The following is a 19,996-nucleotide window of genomic DNA, read 5'->3' as shown; positions in this document are numbered from 1 at the left end:
GGCGGTGTCGACTCCGGTGAGCGACGGGATCGACGCGACCGGTGTGGGGGTCGACTCGGCGGACGACGTGGGCGACGACGAGGTCGACTCCGTCGACTCAGACGTCGTGGAGCAGGCGGCGAGCGAGAAAGCGAGGAGACCGGCAGCAGCGAGGCTGATCGAGGTCTTGGCGATTGAGCGCATGAGGTGAGTTTCCTTTGCTGGGGAGTTGTTGCGGACACATGTAGTTCGCCACCCTCCCCAACATGGATTGGTCGAGAACGGAATCAGTTCTCCGGCCGCGAGATCCGGCCCCTCGCCGCCCCCGCAACCGCTGCGATCGTGAGGCCGGATGCGCCGAGTCCCAGCGCGATCGCGACGGTCGGCGCGATGTCTGCTCCCGTGTCGGCAAGCTCCCACCCGTCATCCGGTCCTGTCGTCGGAGCGATCTCGCACCCGCGCACACACCCGTCTCGCGGAGCGATCTCCACGCCGACGACGATTCCGCTGTCGTCATCGCGCGGTTCTGCTGCCGAAACGGCGGCCGATGGCACGACGACGGTGCCCAGCACGAGAGCCATCGATGCGACTCCGATGACCCATCGACGCGTCACGATCGTGCCCCTGTCTCTTGACGCTCGCGACGTCCCTCGGCACGAGCCTCCTCGATCAACCGAGCGACCGAGGCCTTGCTGCGACGACGTGAGATGAGCACGGAGAGGACCACCACTGCGATCACGGCGAGCACGACGAGCTGGGCCCACGGCACCGCCCAGACGACGATGGTCTCTGTCACGGGAGCGACCTCGATCGCTTCTCCTCGGGGAACCGAACCCTGCACGACGACCTCGGCCGAGATGAGACCGAGAGGCCACACGCGACGGGGCTCCATCGTCACCCGGCGCTCCTCTCCAGGAAAGAGGTCACCCCGAGTCGTCACCGCTCCCGCTGCCTCCTCGCCGAAGGACAACTGCGTGTTGCCTGCGTTCTCGGCGGTGTACCGAACGGACAGCTCTCCCGGCGCGAACGGATTCCACGAGGGCGCATAGGCGGCATCCACGCCGCTGACGGCAATGACAGGTGCGAGTTCCCCGGTCACCTGGGTCATCACCCGGAATCCGATCCTGCTGTCGACGCCGATCTGAGCCCCGTCGCGGGCCGTGCCGACACTGGATACAGAAGCGGCGATACCGGCCGCATGATCCCCCGGGGTCGCGTTCTGCGGAACGGTGATGGTGAACGGCACGATCTCGGTCGCACCGGATGGGACCGTCACGTCGTCGGCAACCGAGATCCAGGTTCCTGCGTCGGTCGACGTCTCATTCGCCTTGAGCATGTTGAAACGACCGGTCTCGGTGAAGTACCCGTCGGCCGCGTTCAGCGAGAATGTCGTCGTGCCCGCGCCGAGATTGCGAACCGCCAGATACTCGGTCACCGACTCCCCCGGCTCGATCGTGCGCTCGACCCATGCGCGCTTGTCGACCCCGTCGACGGTGGCGGGCGCGACGGACCAGGTGATGGCGTCGTCACCCGAGGGGGCCGTGGAAGGCGAGGCTGCAGCTGCAGCACCGATGGGACCGGCGAGCATCATGGTGGCCACGGCACCCGCAACGAGTGCGGAGACGATGGCAGGGGCTTTCACCTCGGGCTACTCGAAGAGCGACAGTGTGAGCTGCGCCGTGTACTTGCCCGGAGCGACGTCGGCACCGGTCTTGAGAGTCAGTCCCGCGTTGGCAGACCAGCTTCCCTCGGGAGCGATCTCGGCAGAGCCGTAGGCGACCGAGAGGATCTCAGGGTCGACGAAGCCTTCACCGGGTTCGACCTCATCGCCCGCGGAAACGCTGCCCGGGTCGCCTTCGGTGAGGACCGGAGCCCAGCCGAAGCTGTCGGCCGAGATGATGTCCGGTTGCGCCGCGTCGCCCGAGAAATCGGTGATGGAGCCCAGGACATACCAGAACGCCCCCTCGGGGATGTCCTCGGGCGCCCTGGTGTCAGTGACCGTTACCGTGGGCAGGCTTCCACTGAACAGTCGGGTCGTCGGAGTGCCGGGGGTCTCGGCAAGCGCCGCTGTGGTTCCGTCGACGGTCATCGAAAGAGCGCCGGGCCCTTCGACCTCGGCGATATCAACCGAGACCGCCACCTCTTCGTCGCCGTAAGGGTCGTCGAGGGCGGCGGCGAAGCCGCTGCCGCCGAGCACCGACAGGGTGAGAGCCCCCACGGCCGCGATGGACATCCGGTGTGCGAATGCACGTCTGTTCACTGTGTTACTCCTGGATTGGTCCGCTCTGCGCGGAAGGATCGGCCGTCGGCAGCTACTGACGGCGGAGCGGGAACGGCTGTGTTCGACGAGGCCTCCAGGGAGGTCATTCGTGGCTTCACTGACACTCACGACTCCTGAGGACTATACGGCGGGCCCGATACATTTGTCGATAGGCATTAATAAGTTGTAGACCTGGCGAACAAAATGTACCTAGACTGTCGACGCCGACCAGATGCATAGACGCACACGCTCGGCTTTCGTGCATGACACAAAGGAGCAATGGTGCCCAGAACAGAACGACAGCCGGTCTCTCGGCTCAGATTCAGACCCGCAGTCGCGGCTCTGTCGGCGGGAGCCGTGATCGGATCCCTACTCTTCGCCGGGGCACCCGTCGCCCAGGCCGCGCTTCCGGATCAGGAGCCGGGGGTGACGCTGCGCGCGTTCCAGATGCCACCGGGACTAGCTGATTTCTGCCAACTCAAGTCGGCAACCACGCCGAATGTCGACAAGCTGATGACCACTATCAATTACACGACCGAGGCCCAGTTCGGCCTGTCCGACGACTTCCTCGCGACGGTCACAGCGAACCTCGCCATCGCGACCGCCGGCACCTACACGTTCCGACTGACGAGCGACGACGGATCGAAGTTGCTGATCGACGACGCACTCGTCGTCGACCACGGAGGCCTGCACGGCAACACCTCGAAAGAGGGCACCGCGGCGCTGACCGCGGGTTCGCACGCGCTGCATATCGACTACTTCGAGGGCGGCTACGGACAGGAGCTGAAACTCGAGTGGAAGAAGCCCGGCGCCTCGACCTTTGAGATCGTGCCTAACACCGTGCTCAGCACCGACGCGAACGTGGTTCGCGTGACGGCTCCGGGCATGAAGTACTGCGAGGGCGCGACAGACACCGCCGGCGATGGTCTTCGACTCGATTCCGTCAACCCCAACTACACGCTCACGAATCTGCGCCCCGAAGGCTTCGAACCGAAGGTCACGGGGCTCGACTTCACCGACGATGAGAAGCTCATCGTCATCACCTCCGGCTCGGTCAGCTCCGCCGGATGGGTTCCCGACGCGCAGCCCGGGGACGTCTATTCCCTCGACAACGTCGTGGGCGAGACCAGCGCCGACCAGGTCGTACCCACCAAGATCGCGACCGATCTACTCAACCCCATGGGCGTCGATGTGATCGGCGATGAGATCTTCGTCTCCGAGCGGTACCAGCTCACGAAGCTCACCGATCCCGACGGCGACGGCTTCTTCGACGTGCACACCAAGGTGGGCGAGTGGCCCGACGGCGGCAACTTCCACGAGTTCGCGTTCGGTCTCGTGCACGACGACGAGAACTTCTACGTCAACCTCTCGGTCGCGATCGACAACGGGGGCGCGACGACGGTTCCCCAGCCCGGCGAGAACCGTGGAACGGCCATCAAGATCAACCGCACCACAGGCGAGGTCGGCTACATCGCCGGCGGCCTTCGCACCCCCAACGGTGTCGCGCTCAGCAGCAGCGGAGAGCTGTTCGCAACAGACAACCAGGGCGGCTGGCTTCCGGCCTCGAAGCTCGTTCACGTGAAGCAGGATCGCTTCTTCAACCACTTCACGACACCCGCGGGCATGTTCGACGCCAACCCGGTGACACCGCCCGCGGTCTGGATTCCGCAGAACGAGATCGGCAACTCGCCCAGCGCGCCGCTGATCCTCGAACAGGGTCCGTTCGCCGGACAGATGCTGATCGGCGACGTGACGTACGGCGGGCTCCAGCGAGTCTTCCTCGAAGAGGTCGACGGTGAATACCAGGGTGCGATCTTCCGCCACTCTGCCGGCTTCGAGGCGGGCATCAACCGCACGATCGTCGGGCCGGATGGCGCGATCTACGTCGGCGGCATCGGCGAGGGCGGCAACTGGGGCGAGTCCGACAAACTCAAGTTCGGCCTGCAGAAGCTCACCCCGGTGGCCGACAGCACGTTCGATATGAACACCGTCAAGGTCACCGAGACCGGGTTCGCGATCGAATACACGCAGCCCATCTCCGACGAGACGGTCGCGAACATCGCCTCCGCCTACCAGGCGCAGCAGTGGCGCTACGTCGCGACGTCGAACTACGGCGGGCCGAAGGTCGATGAGGAGACCCTGCTGGTCTCCGGTGCGACGGTCTCGGAGGATCGCAAGACGGTGAACATCGCGGTCGACGGTCTGAAGCCCGGCTACGTCGTTCACCTCCGATCCCCGCGTCCGTTCGCGTCGGCATCCGGTGCCGAGCTGTGGAATACCGAGGCGTGGTACACGCTCAACTCGATTCCCGGCTACGTGCCCCCGGCGGACCGCGGCTGGTACGAGGCTGAGAGCGCCTCGCTGACGGGCGGCACGAAGACCGACACCGAGCACAACGGGTATTCCGGCAGCGGTTTCGCCGCAGGAATGCAGAACACCGGCGCCGCGGTCTCGTTCACGACCTCGGTGGAGGCCGCGGGCAACTACCCCGTGAACCTGCGCTACGCCAACGGCCCCAACCCGTTCGACGGCACGAAGACAGTGTCTGTGTACGTGAACGGCCAGAAGCAGCCGACGTGGTCGCTGCCGAGAACCGGCGACTGGAAGACGTGGGCCACCGTGACCCGCAACCTCGATCTCGTCGCGGGCACGAACACCATCGCGATCAAGCAGGATGCGGGGGACTCCGGAAACGTGAACCTCGATGCGCTGTCAGTCGGTGCCAGCACCGACATCTGCGCGGCGGCACCCGTGGAGGAGGGCTACACCGGCCTCTTCGACGGAACGCTGGCGAGCTTCGAGAAGTGGAAGCTGTCGGGGCCGGGATCCTTCGGCCGCATCACCGACGATTGCACTCTTCGGGGAAGCGGGGGCCTGGGTCTGCTCTGGTACACACCCACGAAGTTCGACTCGTACAGTCTCAAGCTCGACTGGAAGCTCGTCGCCGACCACAACGGAGGTGTGTTCGTCGGTTTCCCTGATCCCGGCAACGATCCTTTCGTCGCGGTCAACAAGGGCTACGAGATCCAGATCGATGCCACCGATGCCGCCGACCGCACGACGGGATCGATCTACACGTTCCAGGGCGCGAACCCGGAGGCGGTGACAGCGGCCCTCAAACCCGTCGGCAGCTGGAACTCCTACGAGATCGTCGTTCAGGGGCAGACGATCAAGGTCGTACTCAACGGCACGGTCGTGAACGAGTTCGTCAGCACCGACCCGGCACGCGACATCTCCAAGGGATTCGTCGGAATCCAGAACCACGGCAACGGTGAGGCGGTCTCGTACCGCGACATCAGGATCAAGAAGATCGATCCGGCCATCGTCGTGACGGCGACCGCCGAGGTGCGCTGTGTCGCCGGCAAGGCGCTAGTCGCCGTGCGTGCGACGAACGGCGACACGGTGAATACCGACCTCGCCATCAAGACGACTTACGGCGATAAGTCGCAGGCCGCCGTGAAACCGGGCAGTGCCCTGTTCCACACCTTCACTACCCGCCTGAAGAGCCTTCCCGAGGGCTCGGCGACCGTGACCGCGACGGGATCAGGACGAACGGGAGAGGTCTCCGTGACCTGGCCCGCGAAGACCTGCTGACCTGATCCCTCGGGGGCGGGCCGACCGTGAAGACGGCCGACCCGCCCCCGAGGACTTTCCCGCATCACCCCCACCCGTCACATCCGGCCCCGGAAGGACCACCTCATGCTCGAATCGATCGGACGATGGGTCGCGCGGCGTCGCCGAATCGTGCTCACCGCCTGGGGCGTGCTCTTCGTCGGCGGGATCGTTCTGGGCGGCGGAGTCTTCGACAAGACCTCGCCGGTCGAGGACTCTCCGGCAGGCAGCGAGTCGATGGCCACCCAGCTGCGACTCGACGACCTCGATCCCGAGGGCGAGATCGTGACCGCGGCGATCACTGGAACAGACTTCTACTCCCCCGAACTCAGGCAGAACGCGACCGACGTGATGCAGCAGCTGCGCGAGGCGCCCGGTGTCGTCGAGGTGAAGGATGCCTACACGTCCGGTGGAATCGTCGGCGATGACGGCTCCAGCTCGCTGGTCACCGTCGAACTCGCCCAGGCACTCGACGAGGAGCAGCTCCTCGTCGCCACGGCAGAGATCTCGAATCTGCTGCACAGCATCGAGCCGGCCGATGTGTTGGTGGGCGGCAAGTTCCTCGCCGAACAGGAGTTCGTCGACCGGGCCGTCACCGACGCGGCACTGGGAGAGGGCCTCGCGATCGTCGCGCTGTTCGTGTTGCTCGCCGTCGTCCTCGGCGGATTCCGCGTCGCGGCCTTCCCGATCGTGGCGGCCCTCGCCGTGATCGCCGTCGCTCTGCTCGCACTCTCGGGCCTGATCACGGTCGTTCCCGTCAACGAGTTCGCCGTGAACATCGTCACCATCCTGAGCCTCGGTCTCGCCGTCGACTACAGCCTGCTCGTGCTCGCACGCTTCCGGGAGGAGCGTCGTCGGGCGCCCGGGGTCGGCCTCGAACACGTGATCGGTCTCACCGTGGCATCATCCGGTCGAGCCGTTCTCGTGTCGGGCCTCGCCGTGTTCATCGCACTGGTCGGACTGATGATGCTCGGCGACCCGCTGCTCTCGGGCATGGCGATCGGCGGAGCAGCCTCAGTGCTGCTCGCGACCCTCGCCGGGCTCACGCTGCTTCCCGCGCTCATCGCCCAGTTCCCGGCCTTCGTGCCATCCCAGGGCAGGCGGCTGTGGCCGCTGCGCTCAACACCGGATGGCGCATCGCCCCGCGCCGGGGCTCTGGCCCGCCTCGCGGGTACGGCCCAGCGCCGGCCCGTTCTCGTCGCCGTCGGTGCCGGGGCGCTCCTCCTCCTGCTCTCTGCCCCGATCGCCACGCTGACGCTCGGCAGCTCCGACATCCGCGCGCTGCCCGTCGAAGCCGAGGAGCGGCGGACCAGCGAGTTCATCACCACGGGCTTCACCGACGTGAGCGAGACGGCCGTCACGGTGCTGATCGACACACCGGTCAGCGATGCCCGCGTCGTGGCCCTCCTCGATGAGATCGCGGCCGACGACCTCGTGATCGACGCCGATCAGGTGCTCGATCTTCCCGCAGACGTGACCGTGGTCGATTTCGCGACCCGGGGAGACACCACCGGAGCCGACGCTCAGGAACTGGTGCGGAACATCCGCGAGCTCGGCGCAGCCGCCTCCGCCGACGGCGGCCCGATCGTGCAGGTCGCCGGTCCGGCCGCCGAGGTCGTCGACACCGAGTCCCATCTCATGGAGCGACTGCCCCTGGCACTCGGCGTGGTGCTCGTGGCGACGTTCGCACTGCTGCTGTGGCTCACCCGATCGGTGGTCATCCCGCTCAAGGCCGTGGTGCTGAACGCCCTCACCGTCGCCGCGACCCTCGGCACCCTGGTCGCCGTCTTCCAGTGGGGATGGGGCTCGAGCGTACTGGGCTTCGCTCCGTGGGGCGCCCTCGATGTGACGACGCCACTGCTCATCGGCCTGCTGTCGTTCGGGCTCTCGATGGACTACGAGGTGTTTCTGCTCGCACGCATCACAGAGGAATGGACGGCACGCAATCGCACGATCAGTTCGCGGCTCGCCAACGACCGCGCCGTTCTCCGTGGCATCACCGCCACAGGCCCGGTCGTCACGACGGCCGCAATCGCAATCGGGGTCGTCTTCGTCGGATTCGCGACGAGCAGCCTGGTCGGCATGAAGGAGGTCGGCGTCGGCATGGTGATCGCCATAGCGCTCGACGTCACCATCGTTCGAGGGTTGCTGCTGCCCGCCCTGATGACGCTGCTCGGCCGATTCAACTGGATCGGGCCCGGCCGCCGGAAAGTCATCGACCTCGAGGTGACGCGCAACGACGACGCTCGCGACCGGGTCACGGTCGGCGCCCGCTAGTCAGCTCCGTTCGAGCTGCCCGGGTCTGCAGGCCACGATGCCGCTCACGAGGAGCACGCCCAGGGTCACATAGAGAAAGACGTACGAGCCGCCCCAGCCGCCGCCGAGGTCGTGCAGCACACCGATCAGCAGAGGTCCGACGCAGGCCAGACCGTAGCCGATGCCCTGCATGGCTCCCGACAGCAACGACGAACCGGCCGGGGTCTTCGTGCGCACGTTGACGAGAGTGAGGCACATCGGGAACGTGCTCACCCCGAGCCCCAGGGCGATGACCCAGATCACCGCTCCGTCGAGCGGTGCGATGAGCAGCCCCGTGTAGCCCACGGCGAGCAGGGCGACGCAGACGATCACGATGACGACCGGATTGCGCATGCCCACCGCGAGGGGAGGCACGACGAAGGCGGCCCCGAGCCCGAAGACGGAGAAGAGGGCGAGCAGCGCCCCGCCCAGAGCCGGATCGGCGCCGGCGTCGACCAGGATGGTGGGCAGCCAGGTGATGATCGCGTAGGTATTGAGCGCCGTCATGCCGAACATCAGCACCATGCTCCACAGCAGACGCGACCGCCACGCACCGGGCACGGGCGACCTCGTGTCGTTGCGTGCAGCGACGGCGTCTGCAACGGTGTGCGCGGGCGCCACCGCCTCAGTGGATGCGCCGAGGGCCGCTGCACTCGCGCGGGTACGGCGGCGCGAGGCCGCGAGCGCTGCGACGAACCACAGCGCGAAGGCGAGCGCGGTGAGCACGGCCCACATGCCGACGGCCACCCGCCATCCGGCCGCCATCGCGACGGGCACGGCGAGCAACGGAGCCGTGAACTGGCCGAGCTGCAGGAGCGACAGATAGAGCGAGGTGATCGACTTGAGCCGGCTCGCGAAGTACTGCTTGACGATCGGCACGATGAGCACGTTGGTCATGCCCACACCGGCGAAGGCCACGACGGTCGACAGGATCAACGCGGTGGCACTCGGGCTGGCCGCGCGCAGCACGACGCCCACGGTCGTGGCGGCCGTCGCGATGACGAGCGTCCACTCCAGGCCGAAGCGGCGCGCGATGGCCGCGGCGGCGAAGCCGAAGACGGCGAACGACGCGGTGACGATGGTGCCGAAGGCCCCGAAGAGCGACGGACCGAAGGACAGTTCGGCGCCGATGGTGTCGAGGAGCGGGCTGAACCCCGTGACGGCTGTGCGCAGGTTGAACGCGGTCAGAACGATGGCGGAGATCAGCAGAACGGCCGATCGGCCCCCCGAAGTCGAGGGGCCGATCGGCTGTGCGGTCTGTGTACGCGTCACTTGCGCGAGCGATTCGCGAAGCGCTGCTGCAGCATCACGGCGACGACGATGATGGCGCCCTTCGCGATGGCCTGCACCGAGGTCGACAGGTTGTTCTGCGTGAACACGTTCGTGAGGGTCGAGAAGATCAGCACGCCGAGGACGGTTCCCATGATCGTTCCGCGACCACCGATGAGCAGGGTGCCGCCGACCACGACCGCGGCGATAGCATCCAGTTCGTAGAGCGTGCCGTGCGTCGACGTTCCCGCCGTGGTGCGGGCCAGCATCATGACGGCCGCGATTCCCGAGGTGAGGCCCGCGAGGATGTAGACGTACATGAGGTGGCGCTTCACCTTGATGCCGGCCAGCCGGGCCGCCTCGAGGTTTCCACCGATGGCGACCGTTCGGCGGCCGAAGGTGGTGCGGTTCAGCAAAAACCAGCCGGCGATGACCACGAGTACGAAGATCCAGATCAGGATCGGCACGCCGATGAGCTCTCCGCGCATCGCACCCAGAAATCCGGGCTCGTTCACGATCTGCGTGGTGCGGTTCGCCAGCACCTCGGCGAGGCCTCGCGAGGCCACGAGCATGGCGAGCGTCGCGATGAAGGCCACGACGTTCCCATAGGCGATCACGATCCCGTTGATGAGTCCCGCTGCCCCTCCCACGGCCAGTGCGACGACGACCATCACGATCCAGCTCGATGAGGAGGCGAAGTTCTGCACCCAGGAGAGGGTCGAGACGACCGTGGCCAGGCCCATGACGGATCCGACCGAGAGGTCGATGCCGCCGGCCGTGATGACGAAGGTCATTCCGATGCTGATCACGCCGATGATCGAGGCGAAGCGGATGATCGTGAGGATGTTGTCGAAGCTGGCGAAGCGATCTCCGGCCGTGATCGTGCCCACGATGAAGAGCGCGACCAGGGCGATCACGAGGCCGAGGCTGCGGCCGGCCGAGCCGCCGAGCATCCTGCTGAGAACGGGACGCGTGTCGCCGTCGTGGACATCTGCAGCGTGAGTGCTCATGCGGCACTTCCTTTCATGACGAGGTCGAGCACGTCGTGCTCGGTGATGGCCTCAGCGGCGCTTTCGTGGATGATGCGACCGTCGGCGACCACGAGGACGCGGTCGGACAGGCCGAGGACTTCTTCGATCTCGCTCGAGATGACGACGATCGCCGTGCCCTGCGCTGCCAGCTTTCTGATCAGCGAATAGATCTCTGCACGGGCGCCGACATCCACCCCTCGGGTGGGTTCATCGAGAAGAAGGATGCGGGTGCCGTGCACGAGCCACCGGGCCAGCAGGATCTTCTGCTGGTTTCCGCCCGAGAGCGTTCGCGCGGGCCGATCGGGATCGGCGGGGCGCAGCTCGAGCGCTTCGAGCTGCTCGCGGGCGGCCTGTCGTTCGGCCCGCTCGTTGAGGATGCTGCCACGTGCCCACCGGGCGAAGCTCGCCAGGGTGACATTGCGATAGACAGGCTCGTCGAGGATCAGGCCTTGGCTCTTGCGCTCCTCGGGAGAGAGTCCCATTCCTGCGTGAACGCCGGCACGCACGGATCCAGAAACAAGGGGTGCGCCGTCGACGAAGACGACCCCCGCGGTCGCCTTGCGCGCGCCGTAGACGGTCTCGACGATCTCGGAACGACCGGAGCCGACGAGGCCCGCGAGCCCCACGATCTCGCCGGCTCGCACAGAGAAGTTCACGTCGTCGAAGACACCGGCGAGCGCGAGCCCCTCTACAGAGAGGAGCACGGGCGCGTCGGAATCGACCGGAACGCGCTCGGGGAACACGTTCTCGAGCGAGCGTCCGGTCATGAGCTCGATCAGCTTGTTCGTGGGGGTCTCTGCGACGGGGAGGTTCGTCGCCATCGTCCTGCCGTCTTTGATCACGGTGATGCGGTCGCCGATCTCCCGGATCTCCTCGAGACGGTGCGAGATGTAGATCACGGCGATGCCGGCCTTCGTGAGTTCGCGCACGACTCGGAACAGGTTCTTCACCTCTTCGGAGTCGAGCACGGCGGAGGGCTCGTCCATGATGATCAGTTTGGCGTCGTGCGACAGGGCGCGGCCCATGCTCACGATCTGCTTGTTGGCGGCCGAGAGCGAGCCCACTTCTCTTCCCGGTCCGATCTGGGGGTGACCGAGACGCGCCATGATCTCGGAGGCCTGCCGGGCCGTGCTGCGCCGATCGGTGACGCCGGCGCGATCGACCTCGTGCCCCAAGAAGATGTTCTCCGCCACGCTCAGGCCGTCGACGACATCGAGTTCCTGGTACATGGTGGCGATGCCGATCGAGATGGCGGTCACCGGATCGGAGATGGACACGAGCTCGCCCTGCCAGAAGATCTCTCCATCGTCTGGCTGGTTGATGCCGGAGAGCGTCTTGATGAGCGTCGACTTGCCGGCTCCGTTTTGACCGAGGACGCAGTGGACTTCACCGGGCAGCACTTCGAGGTCGACTCCCTTGAGCGCCTGAACGCCGGAGAAGGACTTCTTCAGGCCTCGAACGTGGAGTAATGACTGTTGATGGTCGACTTTGATCACTCAATCAACATAACAGACCCCGCAGACGTTTACTTATGTCGATCAACCAAAATAAGTTGAAGCGTTCTCGTCGACTTCTGATATCGTGACTTTCGTCAGCGCAGACACGCACGAGTCCTCTCAGGCTCTGCAGTTGTCTCCCTCGGCACCCGCAGCAGCAATCACATCCAGGAGGAACACAATGCGAAGCACACGTCACGTCATGGGGAGGCTCGCCCTCACCACAGGAGCAGCGGTTGCAGCCCTCTCGCTCATGACCGCCTGCACGTCGGGATCGACAACCCCCGAGACATCGGCCCCCAAGTCCAGCTCCTCGAGCGAGGGTGGCGGCGGCGCGGCCGACGGCACGATCACCATCGGCTTCTCTGGCCCCGCAGCAGACCACGGATGGCTCGGAGCAATCAACTCGGCAGCGATCTCCGAAGCAGAGAAGTACGACGACGTCGACTTGATCGTGGCCGAGGGAACCAACGACGCCAACCTGCAGATCAGCCAGGTGGAGACGTTCATCAACGATGGCGTCGACGCGATTGTGCTGCTGCCGACCGACGGAGCCGCGCTCACCGATGTCGCCACGCGCGCCATGGAGGCCGGAATCCCGGTGATCAACGTCGACCGCGAGTTCTCCAGCACGTTCGCCGCGCGGACCACCATCCTAGGCGACAACTACGGCATGGGCGTCAGCGCCGGAAACTACATCTGCGAGCAGCTCGACGGCAAGAAAGACGCGGTGGTCGCCGAGATCGCCGGCATCGACAGCCTTCCGCTGACCCAGGATCGCAGCAAGGGCTTCAAGGACTCGCTCGAAGACTGCGGCCTCGAGGTGTCCAACCGGGTCGCCGCAGACTTCACAGTTCAGGGCGGTGAGGCTGCGGCCTCGCAGCTCCTGTCGGCCGCACCCAAGATCGATGCGCTCTGGAACCACGACGACGACCAGGGCGTCGGCGTCCTCGCCGCCATCGATGCGGCCGGTCGCGACGACTTCTTCATGGTCGGCGGCGCCGGTTCGGCGAACGTGATGCGCTCGATCCAGGCCGATGACACCGTGCTCAAGGCGACCGTCATCTACCCGTCGACCCAGGCCGCAGACGGTGTCTCGCTCGCGCGTCTCATCGTTCTGGGCGAGGGGCTCGACGAGCTCACCGGATCGTCCATCCCGCGCACCATCCAGCTCGATGCGCCGGTCGTGACCAAGGACAACGTCGAGACGTACCTGCCGACCGCCTTCGAGTCCTGATCCATATCGGGCGGGGAGACGCGGTCTCTCCGCCCGATAGCGCCTCGGCGCACCACTCACCACCAGAGAAAGACGTACCATCGTGACCTCCTCCCCCTCGCCTCTGCGAGTCGCACTCATCGGCAACGGATTCATGGGAGCAGCTCACTCCCAGGCATGGAGGGTCGCTCCCCGCTTCTTCGATCTGCCGCTCCGTCCCGAGATGACGGTGCTCGTCGGCCGCGACGCCGCTCGTGCCGAAGACGCTGCAGAGCAATGGGGATGGGCGGAGAGTTCCGACGACTGGCGCTCGGTCGTCGCCCGTGACGACATCGACGTGGTCGACATCGTCACTCCCGGCGACTCGCACGCCGAGATCGCCTGCGCCGCCCTCTCTGCCGGCAAGCACGTCATCTGCGAGAAGCCGTTGGCCAACAGCGTCGACGAGGCCCGAGCGATGGCCGACGCCGCGCGATCGGCCACAGCAGACGGCGTTCTCGCGATGGTCGGATTCACCTATCGTCGCGTTCCCGCCGTCACCCTGGCTCGCGACCTCGTCGCGCAGGGCCACATCGGCGACGTCAGGCAGGTCACCGCCTCCTACCACCAGGACTGGCTGGTCGATCCGCAGTCGCCCTTCACCTGGCGCCTCGACAAGTCGCTCGCCGGCTCAGGAGCCCTGGGTGACATCGGCGCGCACGCTATCGACCTCGCCCAATTCGTGACCGGGTACACCGTCACGTCGGTCAGCGGCACGATCGAGACTCTCGTGCCAGAGAGACCGGATGCCGACGGCCGGCTCTCGCCCGTCACGGTCGACGACCGCGCCGTGTTCGTCGGTCGGCTCGACAACGGAGTGCTCGGAAACTTCGAGGTCAGCCGGATGAGCACGGGCCGTAAGAACTCCTTGCGCCTCGAGGTGGCCGGCACGCTCGGCGCCCTCTCGTTCGACCTCGAAGACCTCAATTCGCTTCAGTTCTACGACGCCACCGTCGACCCCGCGCGCCGCGGCTTTTCGAAGATCGTCGTCACCGAGCCCGAGCACCCGTACATCGAAGCGTGGTGGCCGGCGGGGCACATGCTGGGCTACGAGCACGGCTTCTCGCACCAGGTGCGCGACTTCGTACACGCCGTCTCGGCCGGCGAGCAGCCGCGCCCCAGCTTCGACGACGGGCTGCAGGTGCAGCGCGTACTCGACGCCGTCGAGCGCAGCTCAGCCGCGGAGAGCGTCTGGAGCGCCGTCTAGCGACCGAGCCCGCCGACCACCTTCACGTGGTCGGCGCTACGCTGCCGATGCATGGCCTTCGCTACCGATTACTCGCTCAGCGACGACACCATCGCGTCGACGCGCTCGTTCGACAGAGCGTGCTCGATCGCCAATACACCTGCGCCCGCGATGGCGGCGTCGGCGCCGATGCGCGACCGGGTGATCTCGAGGTGCTGCGTCGCGAACGGCGTGGCCCGGGTGTAGATGGCCTCGCGAACGCCCGCGATCAGGAATTCACCCGCCGCAGAGAGTGAGCCGCCGATCACGATGGTCGACGGATTGATCAGACTGACGCACGTGGTGAGCACCTCGCCGATGTCGCGTCCCGCCTGACGCACTGCTTGGATCGCATCGATGTCGCCCTGGCGAACACGCTCGATGACATCGAGGCTCGACAGAGGGGATTCGGCATCAGTCTGAAGCATCCGCCCGAGGGCCGCTCCGCTCGCGAGCGCCTCGAGGCATCCCCTGTTGCCGCAGCGGCAGTAGATCTCCTCGCCGCGCGGCACGTACACGTGACCGAGGTCTCCGGCCGTTCCCTGCGCTCCTCGGCGCAGCGTGCCGCCCGAGATGACTCCGGCGCCGATGCCCGTGGCGACCTTCACGAAGAGCAGGTCGTCGACCTCGGGCCAGGCGAGACGGCGTTCACCGAGCGCCATGATGTTCACGTCGTTGTCGACGAGAACGGGCACGCCGAAGTGAGCCCCCAGCGTGCCGGCCACGTCGTAGCGATCCCAGCCGGGCATGATGGGCGGGTTGATCGGCCGGCCCGTCGCGTGCTCGACCGGCCCGGGAAGCCCCACACCGACGGCGAGGAGGGTGCGACCTCGCGACGCGGCGCGCTTGAGGAGCTCCGTGCCCAGGGTCGTCACCAGAGCGAGCACGGCCACAGGCCCCTCGGCGATATCGAGACGGTCCGACCCCTCAGCGATGACGGTGCCCGTGAGATCGATCACGGCAACGCGCACATGCGATGCGCCGACGTCGACGGCGAGAACCGAATGCCCCGCCGCATTGAGCGAGAACTGGGTGGAGGGCCGACCACCGGTGGAGATCGCGTCGCTCACGGGCCGCAGCAGTCCGAGTCGCATCAGGGCGTCGATGCGCAAGGCCACCGTCGACCGGGCGAGTCCGGTGGTCTGGGCCAATTCCGACCGCGTGCGGGGCTGTCCGTCGCGCATGATCTGGAAGAGATCACTCGTATTGCTGTCGCGATGCCCACTTATGTCAGTCATGTGACTAGGTTATATCGACAATCGACATTGACTGTTCCGCCGGGGGCAATGTCAAGCAACTACTCGGTTTTGCGTCGTCTCTCGTCGAGCTCGGCCTCGAGCTGACGGATGCGATCCTGCTGCCGATGGAACTCGATCTCGCGCTCGAGCTCCGCCAGTTCCTCTTCTGTCGTCTTGAGCCGCATGGACTGCCCGGCCGGGCTGGAGCTCGCGGGCCGCTCGCGTCGGCGCGGGTCTCCGAAGCTGCCGAGACTCACCACCTGGCTGTACTCACGCCCGATCGTGAACCACAGGATGCTTCCCACGAGCGGCAGGAAGACAACCAACAGCACCCAGACGATCTTGGGCAGGTGCTTCACCTGATCATCGCTGCGAAGAATAATGTCGATGAGCGCACCGACGAGCAGGGCGAAGAGAACCACGGAGATCACGATCGACATGCGCGCCAGTCTAGCCAGGCAGCCGTGCAGGAATCGAGCTTTCGATACAGATTGAATCGAAGCCGAGCAAAGCTCGGATCGTGCCCGTTCATCGACTCGGGCTACGGTGTGCACATGACCTCCGCACCGACCGTTCTCTTCGTCTGCATTCACAACGCGGGTCGCTCGCAGATGGCGGCCGGATACATGACCGCCCTCTCCAACGGCGCGGTCTCGGTGCGTTCGGGCGGCTCGGAACCCGGCCACGAGATCAACCCCGTCGCCATCCAGGCCATGGCCGAAGAAGGCATCGACATCTCGCAGGCCGTGCCCCAGCTGATGACGACGGAAGCCGTTCGCGAGTCGGACGTCGTGATCACCATGGGCTGCGGCGACGTGTGCCCCATCTTTCCCGGCAAGCGCTACGAGGACTGGGAGCTCGTCGACCCGAAGGGCAAGAGCCTCGACGAGGTGCGCGCCATCCGCGACTCGATCAGATCCCGTGTCAGCGCCCTTCTGGCAGAACTCCTTCCCGAGGCCTGATCCATGGCCGCGCTGTCGAGCATCGACGTGACCTTCGACGTCGCGACCGAGGCTGCCCTGCGGGGCGAATGGGATGCGCTGGAACGCGCCGGCTTCTCGAGTCTCGGCGCGCATACCGCGACCACGAACAGACCGCACCTCACACTCGTCGCGGGTACTCCTATCGAGCGAGTGAGCGCCCCATCGGCTGCGGCCCTGCCTCTCGCCGTCACCATGGGAGCACCCGTGCTGTTCGGCACCGGCGACCGGCGGGTGCTCGCCCGCCTGGTCACTCCGACCCGAGCGCTGCTCGACCTGCAGGCTCATGTCTACTCGACCGTGCGACCCGACGGTCTGGTGGCGCATTCGCACCCCGGCGCCTGGGTCGCACACGTCACTCTGGCCCGCCGCATCCGGCTCGATGACCTGCCGCGGGCACTCGAGCTACTGGGCGACAACATCATCGGCGAGGCGACCGCACTGCGCCTCTGGAACGCGGCGGAGCGCACGGTGACGCTGCTCGGCTAGGCGACGAGCGCGATCGCCACCGTGGCGATCCAGGCGAGCACCGCCACGTAGAGCAGTCTCTCGACCAGGCCGAAGTAGCGCCTGAGCGGCCCGACGAGGCTGGTCAACAGAATGAGCGCGCTGAAGACGGCCATCGCCCACGCCAGCACGCCCGAGGCCGGCGCGATGCCCGAGAGTTCGGCATCGCCGGCGAACGTGCCTGTGAAGAGGAACGCCGCAACGGTGGCTGACGCGAAGAACGCGGTGGCGAGGAGATTGTGCCGCACACCGGTCGAGGTTCGCGGGGCGCCGGGCGCGTCCATGGGTACCCACCCGATGGTGAGGCGCGCGAAGCCCAAGGTAACGAGAAAGACGATGCCCGCGGCATTCGCCTCGGTCAGAGCCTCGATCAGAGCGACGGCGAGCATCAGGGCCGCGACGCCGAGCGACAGAGCCGCAGCACGGTAGAACGTGAAGTAGTCCGTGATTCCGTACTCGCTCACGGGGTCTCGTACCGGGTTCAGGCCGGTCGGCGCCACGTGCAGGTACACCAGGCAGCCGAGGCAGACGGCCACGCCGAGCAGCGCGATCACAGCGATTGCGGTCACCATTCGAGAACTCCTTCGGCCCCGTTCACACGACGGCGGCGCTCACTGTCGATCATGCACCACTACATGAGCCCCTGCGCGATGAGCGCCCAACGGATGGCCGACGCCACATGCTCCGAGTACTGGACCGTCATGTGCACCTGGTCGTACTTCGTGGGCAGCGTGCCCGCGAAGGCGGGGCATTGCCCGTCGACGCAGCTGAAGGCAAGCGAGCTCACGGCGTGATCGCCCGCGGCGGGCGCACCCGCCTCGAACGCGGCCTCGAAGTCGTTCCAGGTCGGGTCGACGTTCACGGCGCAGTCGATCGGGCTCGATACCTTCGAGTAGCACTGGCCGAGCGGAGCCCCCAGCGGCGGCGGCGCGAGGTACACGACGCGACCGGGTGCGTTGTATCCGGCCGCCTCGGCGAGCGTCGCCGCGACGAGATCACCGGTCGACAGCGGCCGGCGGTCGCTCGACTGACCCAACGCGAAGGCGTTCGACATCACGATCAGTTGAGGCGCGTCGGCTCGGATACGATCGGCCACGTCCTGCTTGCGCTGCGTGCACGCATCCATCACCCCGTCGCCGTCGTTCTGCACGAGCACGTTGGTGAAGCGGCATCCATAGAGCCCGATGGTGGTGATCTGCCACTGATCGCCGCTGGCCTCGGCCATCGCCTTGAACGCCGGCGCGTAGGCCATCGCCGTCGAATCGCCCACCAGGTACATGTGCTGCGGCGCGCTGCGGTTGCCCCAGGTGCAGTCGTCGACGTTGGGGGTGCCGCCGATGTCGAAACAGCGCCGCGCAGGGTTGTTGGTCGAGGTCTGCGACATGGCGTCGTCGATCGAGGGAGACAGGTTGTCGGGCCAGGCGGTGGCGGTGAGCGCCGCAGCGAGGTCGGCCTGCAACTGCACTTCGGGGTTCTCGGCGGGAACGGGGGCCGCGACGGGAGCGGCCATCGGGGTGTGGTCGCGCAGCACGCTGAATGATCCGAGCCCGACGGCGGCACCCACGACCATGAGCGCGACGGTCGCGAGGATCGCGTGCGCGCCGAAGCGGTCTCGCCACGCCTGCCAGGCCTCACGACCCGCCTCGCGCGACTCGGCGCGACGCAGCAGTGGCGAATGGTGGAAGGGCTGCTCGATCAGATAGAACGAGATCATCGAGATGGCGAGGGTGAGCCCGAGGATGATCGCCGTGACCGTGGGCGTCTGCTCCGGCATGAGCAACAGCACGAAGGTCAGCACAGGGAAGTGCCAGAGGTAGAGGGAGTACGACAGATTGCCCAGGTACACGCTCACCGGGTTGTCGAGCACGAAGAGGTAGCGCTGGCGACCCCCGATGCCTCCGACGATGATGAGCATCGTGGCGCCGACCGCGAGCGCGGCTCCCGGCCCGGGGAACGGCGTCGCGTCGGTGACCTGCACGAATGACCACAGCAGCAAGAGCAGACCGAGCCATCCGACAACGAATCGGATGCCGGTGGGCAGCTTGGCCAGCACCGGCGCGGCGATCGCGAGCAGGGCTCCGGCGCCGAGTTCCCAGGCCCGCGAGAACGTCGAGAAGTACGCGGCCGCGGGGCTCGACGCCGTCTGCTGCACCGCATAGAGGAACGACACGACCACGAGCGCGGCCATGACGATGCCCAGCGCCACGCGAGCGCGGTGAGGCGAGCGCAGCAGCTTCACCGCGATGGCGAGCACGACGATGACGAGCCAGGGCCAGACGAGATAGAACTGCTCTTCGACCGACAGCGACCAGTAGTGCTGCAGCGGAGACGCGGGATCCGTGGCGTGGAAGTAGTCGGTGCCGAGAGCCGTGAAACGCCAGTTGGCCACGAAGAGCAGCGAGTAGACGCCATCCCAGATCGTCGACAGGCTGCGCGCACGGTTGAAGAGAAAGTATCCGACGGCCGCCGTCACCACGATCACGGTCAGGGCGGCCGGAACGATGCGACGCACCCGCCGGGCGTAGAAGCCGGCGAGCGAGATCTTGCCGTGCTGCTCGTGGTCACGCAGCAGCAGACCGGTGATGAGAAAGCCAGAGATCACGAAGAACACGTCGACGCCGGCGAATCCCCCGCTCGGCCAGGCGATCACATGGTTCACGATCACAGCGATCACGGCTACGGCACGAAGGCCCTGGATGTCTGCGCGGATGACGCGAGGTCGGGTCACCTCGGTCGCCTCGTCGTGTTCTGGCATGGTCGCGTTGTTCTGGTACGTCACGTACTACTCGTCTCCCCCGGTCTGAGCCGTGCAGAGCCTATCGTGCCGACGTTGAAAGCGCTCTCCGACA

The 19,996-nt window shown here is 66.5% G+C and carries 16 protein-coding genes and 1 pseudogene; 6 read left to right on the top strand and 11 right to left on the bottom strand.

Going from position 1 to position 19,996, the window contains the following annotated elements; translation table 11 throughout:
- The 4 genes and pseudogenes from ASF79_RS17460 to ASF79_RS16685 all read right to left on the bottom strand — a co-directional run.
- Nucleotides 1-183: pseudogene (locus ASF79_RS17460) on the bottom strand (hypothetical protein); the annotation flags it as partial.
- Between the two features lie 83 nt (nt 184-266).
- Complete coding sequence (locus ASF79_RS16695; protein ID WP_055857209.1) at nt 267-593, bottom strand: hypothetical protein; 327 nt, start codon at nt 591-593, stop codon at nt 267-269.
- Nucleotides 590-1,621, bottom strand: a complete 1,032-nt coding sequence (locus ASF79_RS16690) for a hypothetical protein (RefSeq protein WP_055857206.1) — start codon at nt 1,619-1,621, stop codon at nt 590-592. The genes ASF79_RS16695 and ASF79_RS16690 overlap by 4 nt, the downstream gene beginning before the upstream one ends.
- A 6-nt stretch (nt 1,622-1,627) precedes the next feature.
- Nucleotides 1,628-2,239 carry a hypothetical protein gene (locus ASF79_RS16685; RefSeq protein WP_235500807.1) on the bottom strand — a complete coding sequence of 204 codons (612 nt, stop codon included), beginning with the start codon at nt 2,237-2,239 and terminating at the stop codon, nt 1,628-1,630.
- 357 nt (nt 2,240-2,596) lie between these two features.
- On the opposite strand from ASF79_RS16685, the gene ASF79_RS16680 reads away from it, so the two are divergent.
- Together ASF79_RS16680 and ASF79_RS16675 are read left to right on the top strand one after the other, a co-directional pair.
- Nucleotides 2,597-5,833 (top strand): family 16 glycoside hydrolase, encoded by a 3,237-nt coding sequence (locus ASF79_RS16680; protein WP_235500806.1) that lies wholly within the window; start codon nt 2,597-2,599, stop codon nt 5,831-5,833.
- Nucleotides 5,834-5,938: 105 nt separating this feature from the next.
- A complete protein-coding gene (locus tag ASF79_RS16675) occupies nt 5,939-8,128 on the top strand; it encodes an MMPL family transporter (protein WP_055857201.1) in 2,190 nt (729 codons plus the stop codon).
- Here ASF79_RS16675 and ASF79_RS16670 read toward each other — a convergent pair whose 3' ends face one another.
- The 3 genes from ASF79_RS16670 to ASF79_RS16660 are packed head-to-tail and all read right to left on the bottom strand — an operon-like array spanning nt 8,129 to nt 11,897.
- Nucleotides 8,129-9,418 (bottom strand): MFS transporter, encoded by a 1,290-nt coding sequence (locus tag ASF79_RS16670; protein ID WP_055857198.1) that lies wholly within the window; start codon nt 9,416-9,418, stop codon nt 8,129-8,131. It lies immediately after the preceding gene.
- The gene (locus ASF79_RS16665) at nt 9,415-10,425 is read right to left on the bottom strand and encodes an ABC transporter permease (protein ID WP_055857195.1); all 1,011 of its coding nucleotides are present in this window, start codon (nt 10,423-10,425) and stop codon (nt 9,415-9,417) included. The genes ASF79_RS16670 and ASF79_RS16665 overlap by 4 nt, the downstream gene beginning before the upstream one ends.
- The gene (locus ASF79_RS16660) at nt 10,422-11,897 is read right to left on the bottom strand and encodes a sugar ABC transporter ATP-binding protein (RefSeq protein WP_055857342.1); all 1,476 of its coding nucleotides are present in this window, start codon (nt 11,895-11,897) and stop codon (nt 10,422-10,424) included. The genes ASF79_RS16665 and ASF79_RS16660 overlap by 4 nt, the downstream gene beginning before the upstream one ends.
- Nucleotides 11,898-12,123: 226 nt before the next feature.
- Between ASF79_RS16660 and ASF79_RS16655 the strand changes: the two genes are divergently transcribed.
- Together ASF79_RS16655 and ASF79_RS16650 are read left to right on the top strand one after the other, a co-directional pair.
- The gene (locus tag ASF79_RS16655) at nt 12,124-13,179 is read left to right on the top strand and encodes a substrate-binding domain-containing protein (protein ID WP_055782166.1); all 1,056 of its coding nucleotides are present in this window, start codon (nt 12,124-12,126) and stop codon (nt 13,177-13,179) included.
- Between the two features lie 82 nt (nt 13,180-13,261).
- Nucleotides 13,262-14,404 carry a Gfo/Idh/MocA family protein gene (locus tag ASF79_RS16650; protein WP_268751152.1) on the top strand — a complete coding sequence of 381 codons (1,143 nt, stop codon included), beginning with the start codon at nt 13,262-13,264 and terminating at the stop codon, nt 14,402-14,404.
- Between the two features lie 68 nt (nt 14,405-14,472).
- Here ASF79_RS16650 and ASF79_RS16645 read toward each other — a convergent pair whose 3' ends face one another.
- Together ASF79_RS16645 and ASF79_RS16640 are read right to left on the bottom strand one after the other, a co-directional pair.
- Nucleotides 14,473-15,660, bottom strand: a complete 1,188-nt coding sequence (locus tag ASF79_RS16645) for an ROK family transcriptional regulator (protein WP_055857192.1) — start codon at nt 15,658-15,660, stop codon at nt 14,473-14,475.
- Nucleotides 15,661-15,719: 59 nt separating this feature from the next.
- Nucleotides 15,720-16,100 (bottom strand): PLDc N-terminal domain-containing protein, encoded by a 381-nt coding sequence (locus ASF79_RS16640; protein ID WP_055857190.1) that lies wholly within the window; start codon nt 16,098-16,100, stop codon nt 15,720-15,722.
- Nucleotides 16,101-16,214: 114 nt separating this feature from the next.
- Here ASF79_RS16640 and ASF79_RS16635 point away from each other — a divergent pair, with 114 nt between their 5' ends.
- Together ASF79_RS16635 and ASF79_RS16630 are read left to right on the top strand one after the other, a co-directional pair.
- Nucleotides 16,215-16,622 carry an arsenate reductase ArsC gene (locus tag ASF79_RS16635; RefSeq protein ID WP_055857339.1) on the top strand — a complete coding sequence of 136 codons (408 nt, stop codon included), beginning with the start codon at nt 16,215-16,217 and terminating at the stop codon, nt 16,620-16,622.
- Between the two features lie 3 nt (nt 16,623-16,625).
- Entirely contained in the window at nt 16,626-17,129 is a 504-nt protein-coding gene (locus tag ASF79_RS16630) for a 2'-5' RNA ligase family protein (RefSeq protein ID WP_055857187.1), read from the top strand.
- Here ASF79_RS16630 and ASF79_RS16625 read toward each other — a convergent pair.
- Complete coding sequence (locus ASF79_RS16625) at nt 17,126-17,719, bottom strand: DUF998 domain-containing protein (protein ID WP_055857184.1); 594 nt, start codon at nt 17,717-17,719, stop codon at nt 17,126-17,128. The genes ASF79_RS16630 and ASF79_RS16625 overlap by 4 nt on opposite strands.
- Before the next feature lie 59 nt (nt 17,720-17,778).
- Entirely contained in the window at nt 17,779-19,926 is a 2,148-nt protein-coding gene (locus ASF79_RS16620; RefSeq protein ID WP_055857182.1) for an acyltransferase family protein, read from the bottom strand.
- Nucleotides 19,927-19,996 lie beyond the last annotated feature (70 nt).

The organism is Agreia sp. Leaf335 (genome assembly GCF_001423605.1).
Taxonomy (GTDB): Bacteria; Actinomycetota; Actinomycetes; order Actinomycetales; family Microbacteriaceae; genus Agreia.
The sequence above is the reverse complement of the archived record's forward strand: the minus strand, read 5'-3'. Positions and strand labels throughout refer to the sequence as shown.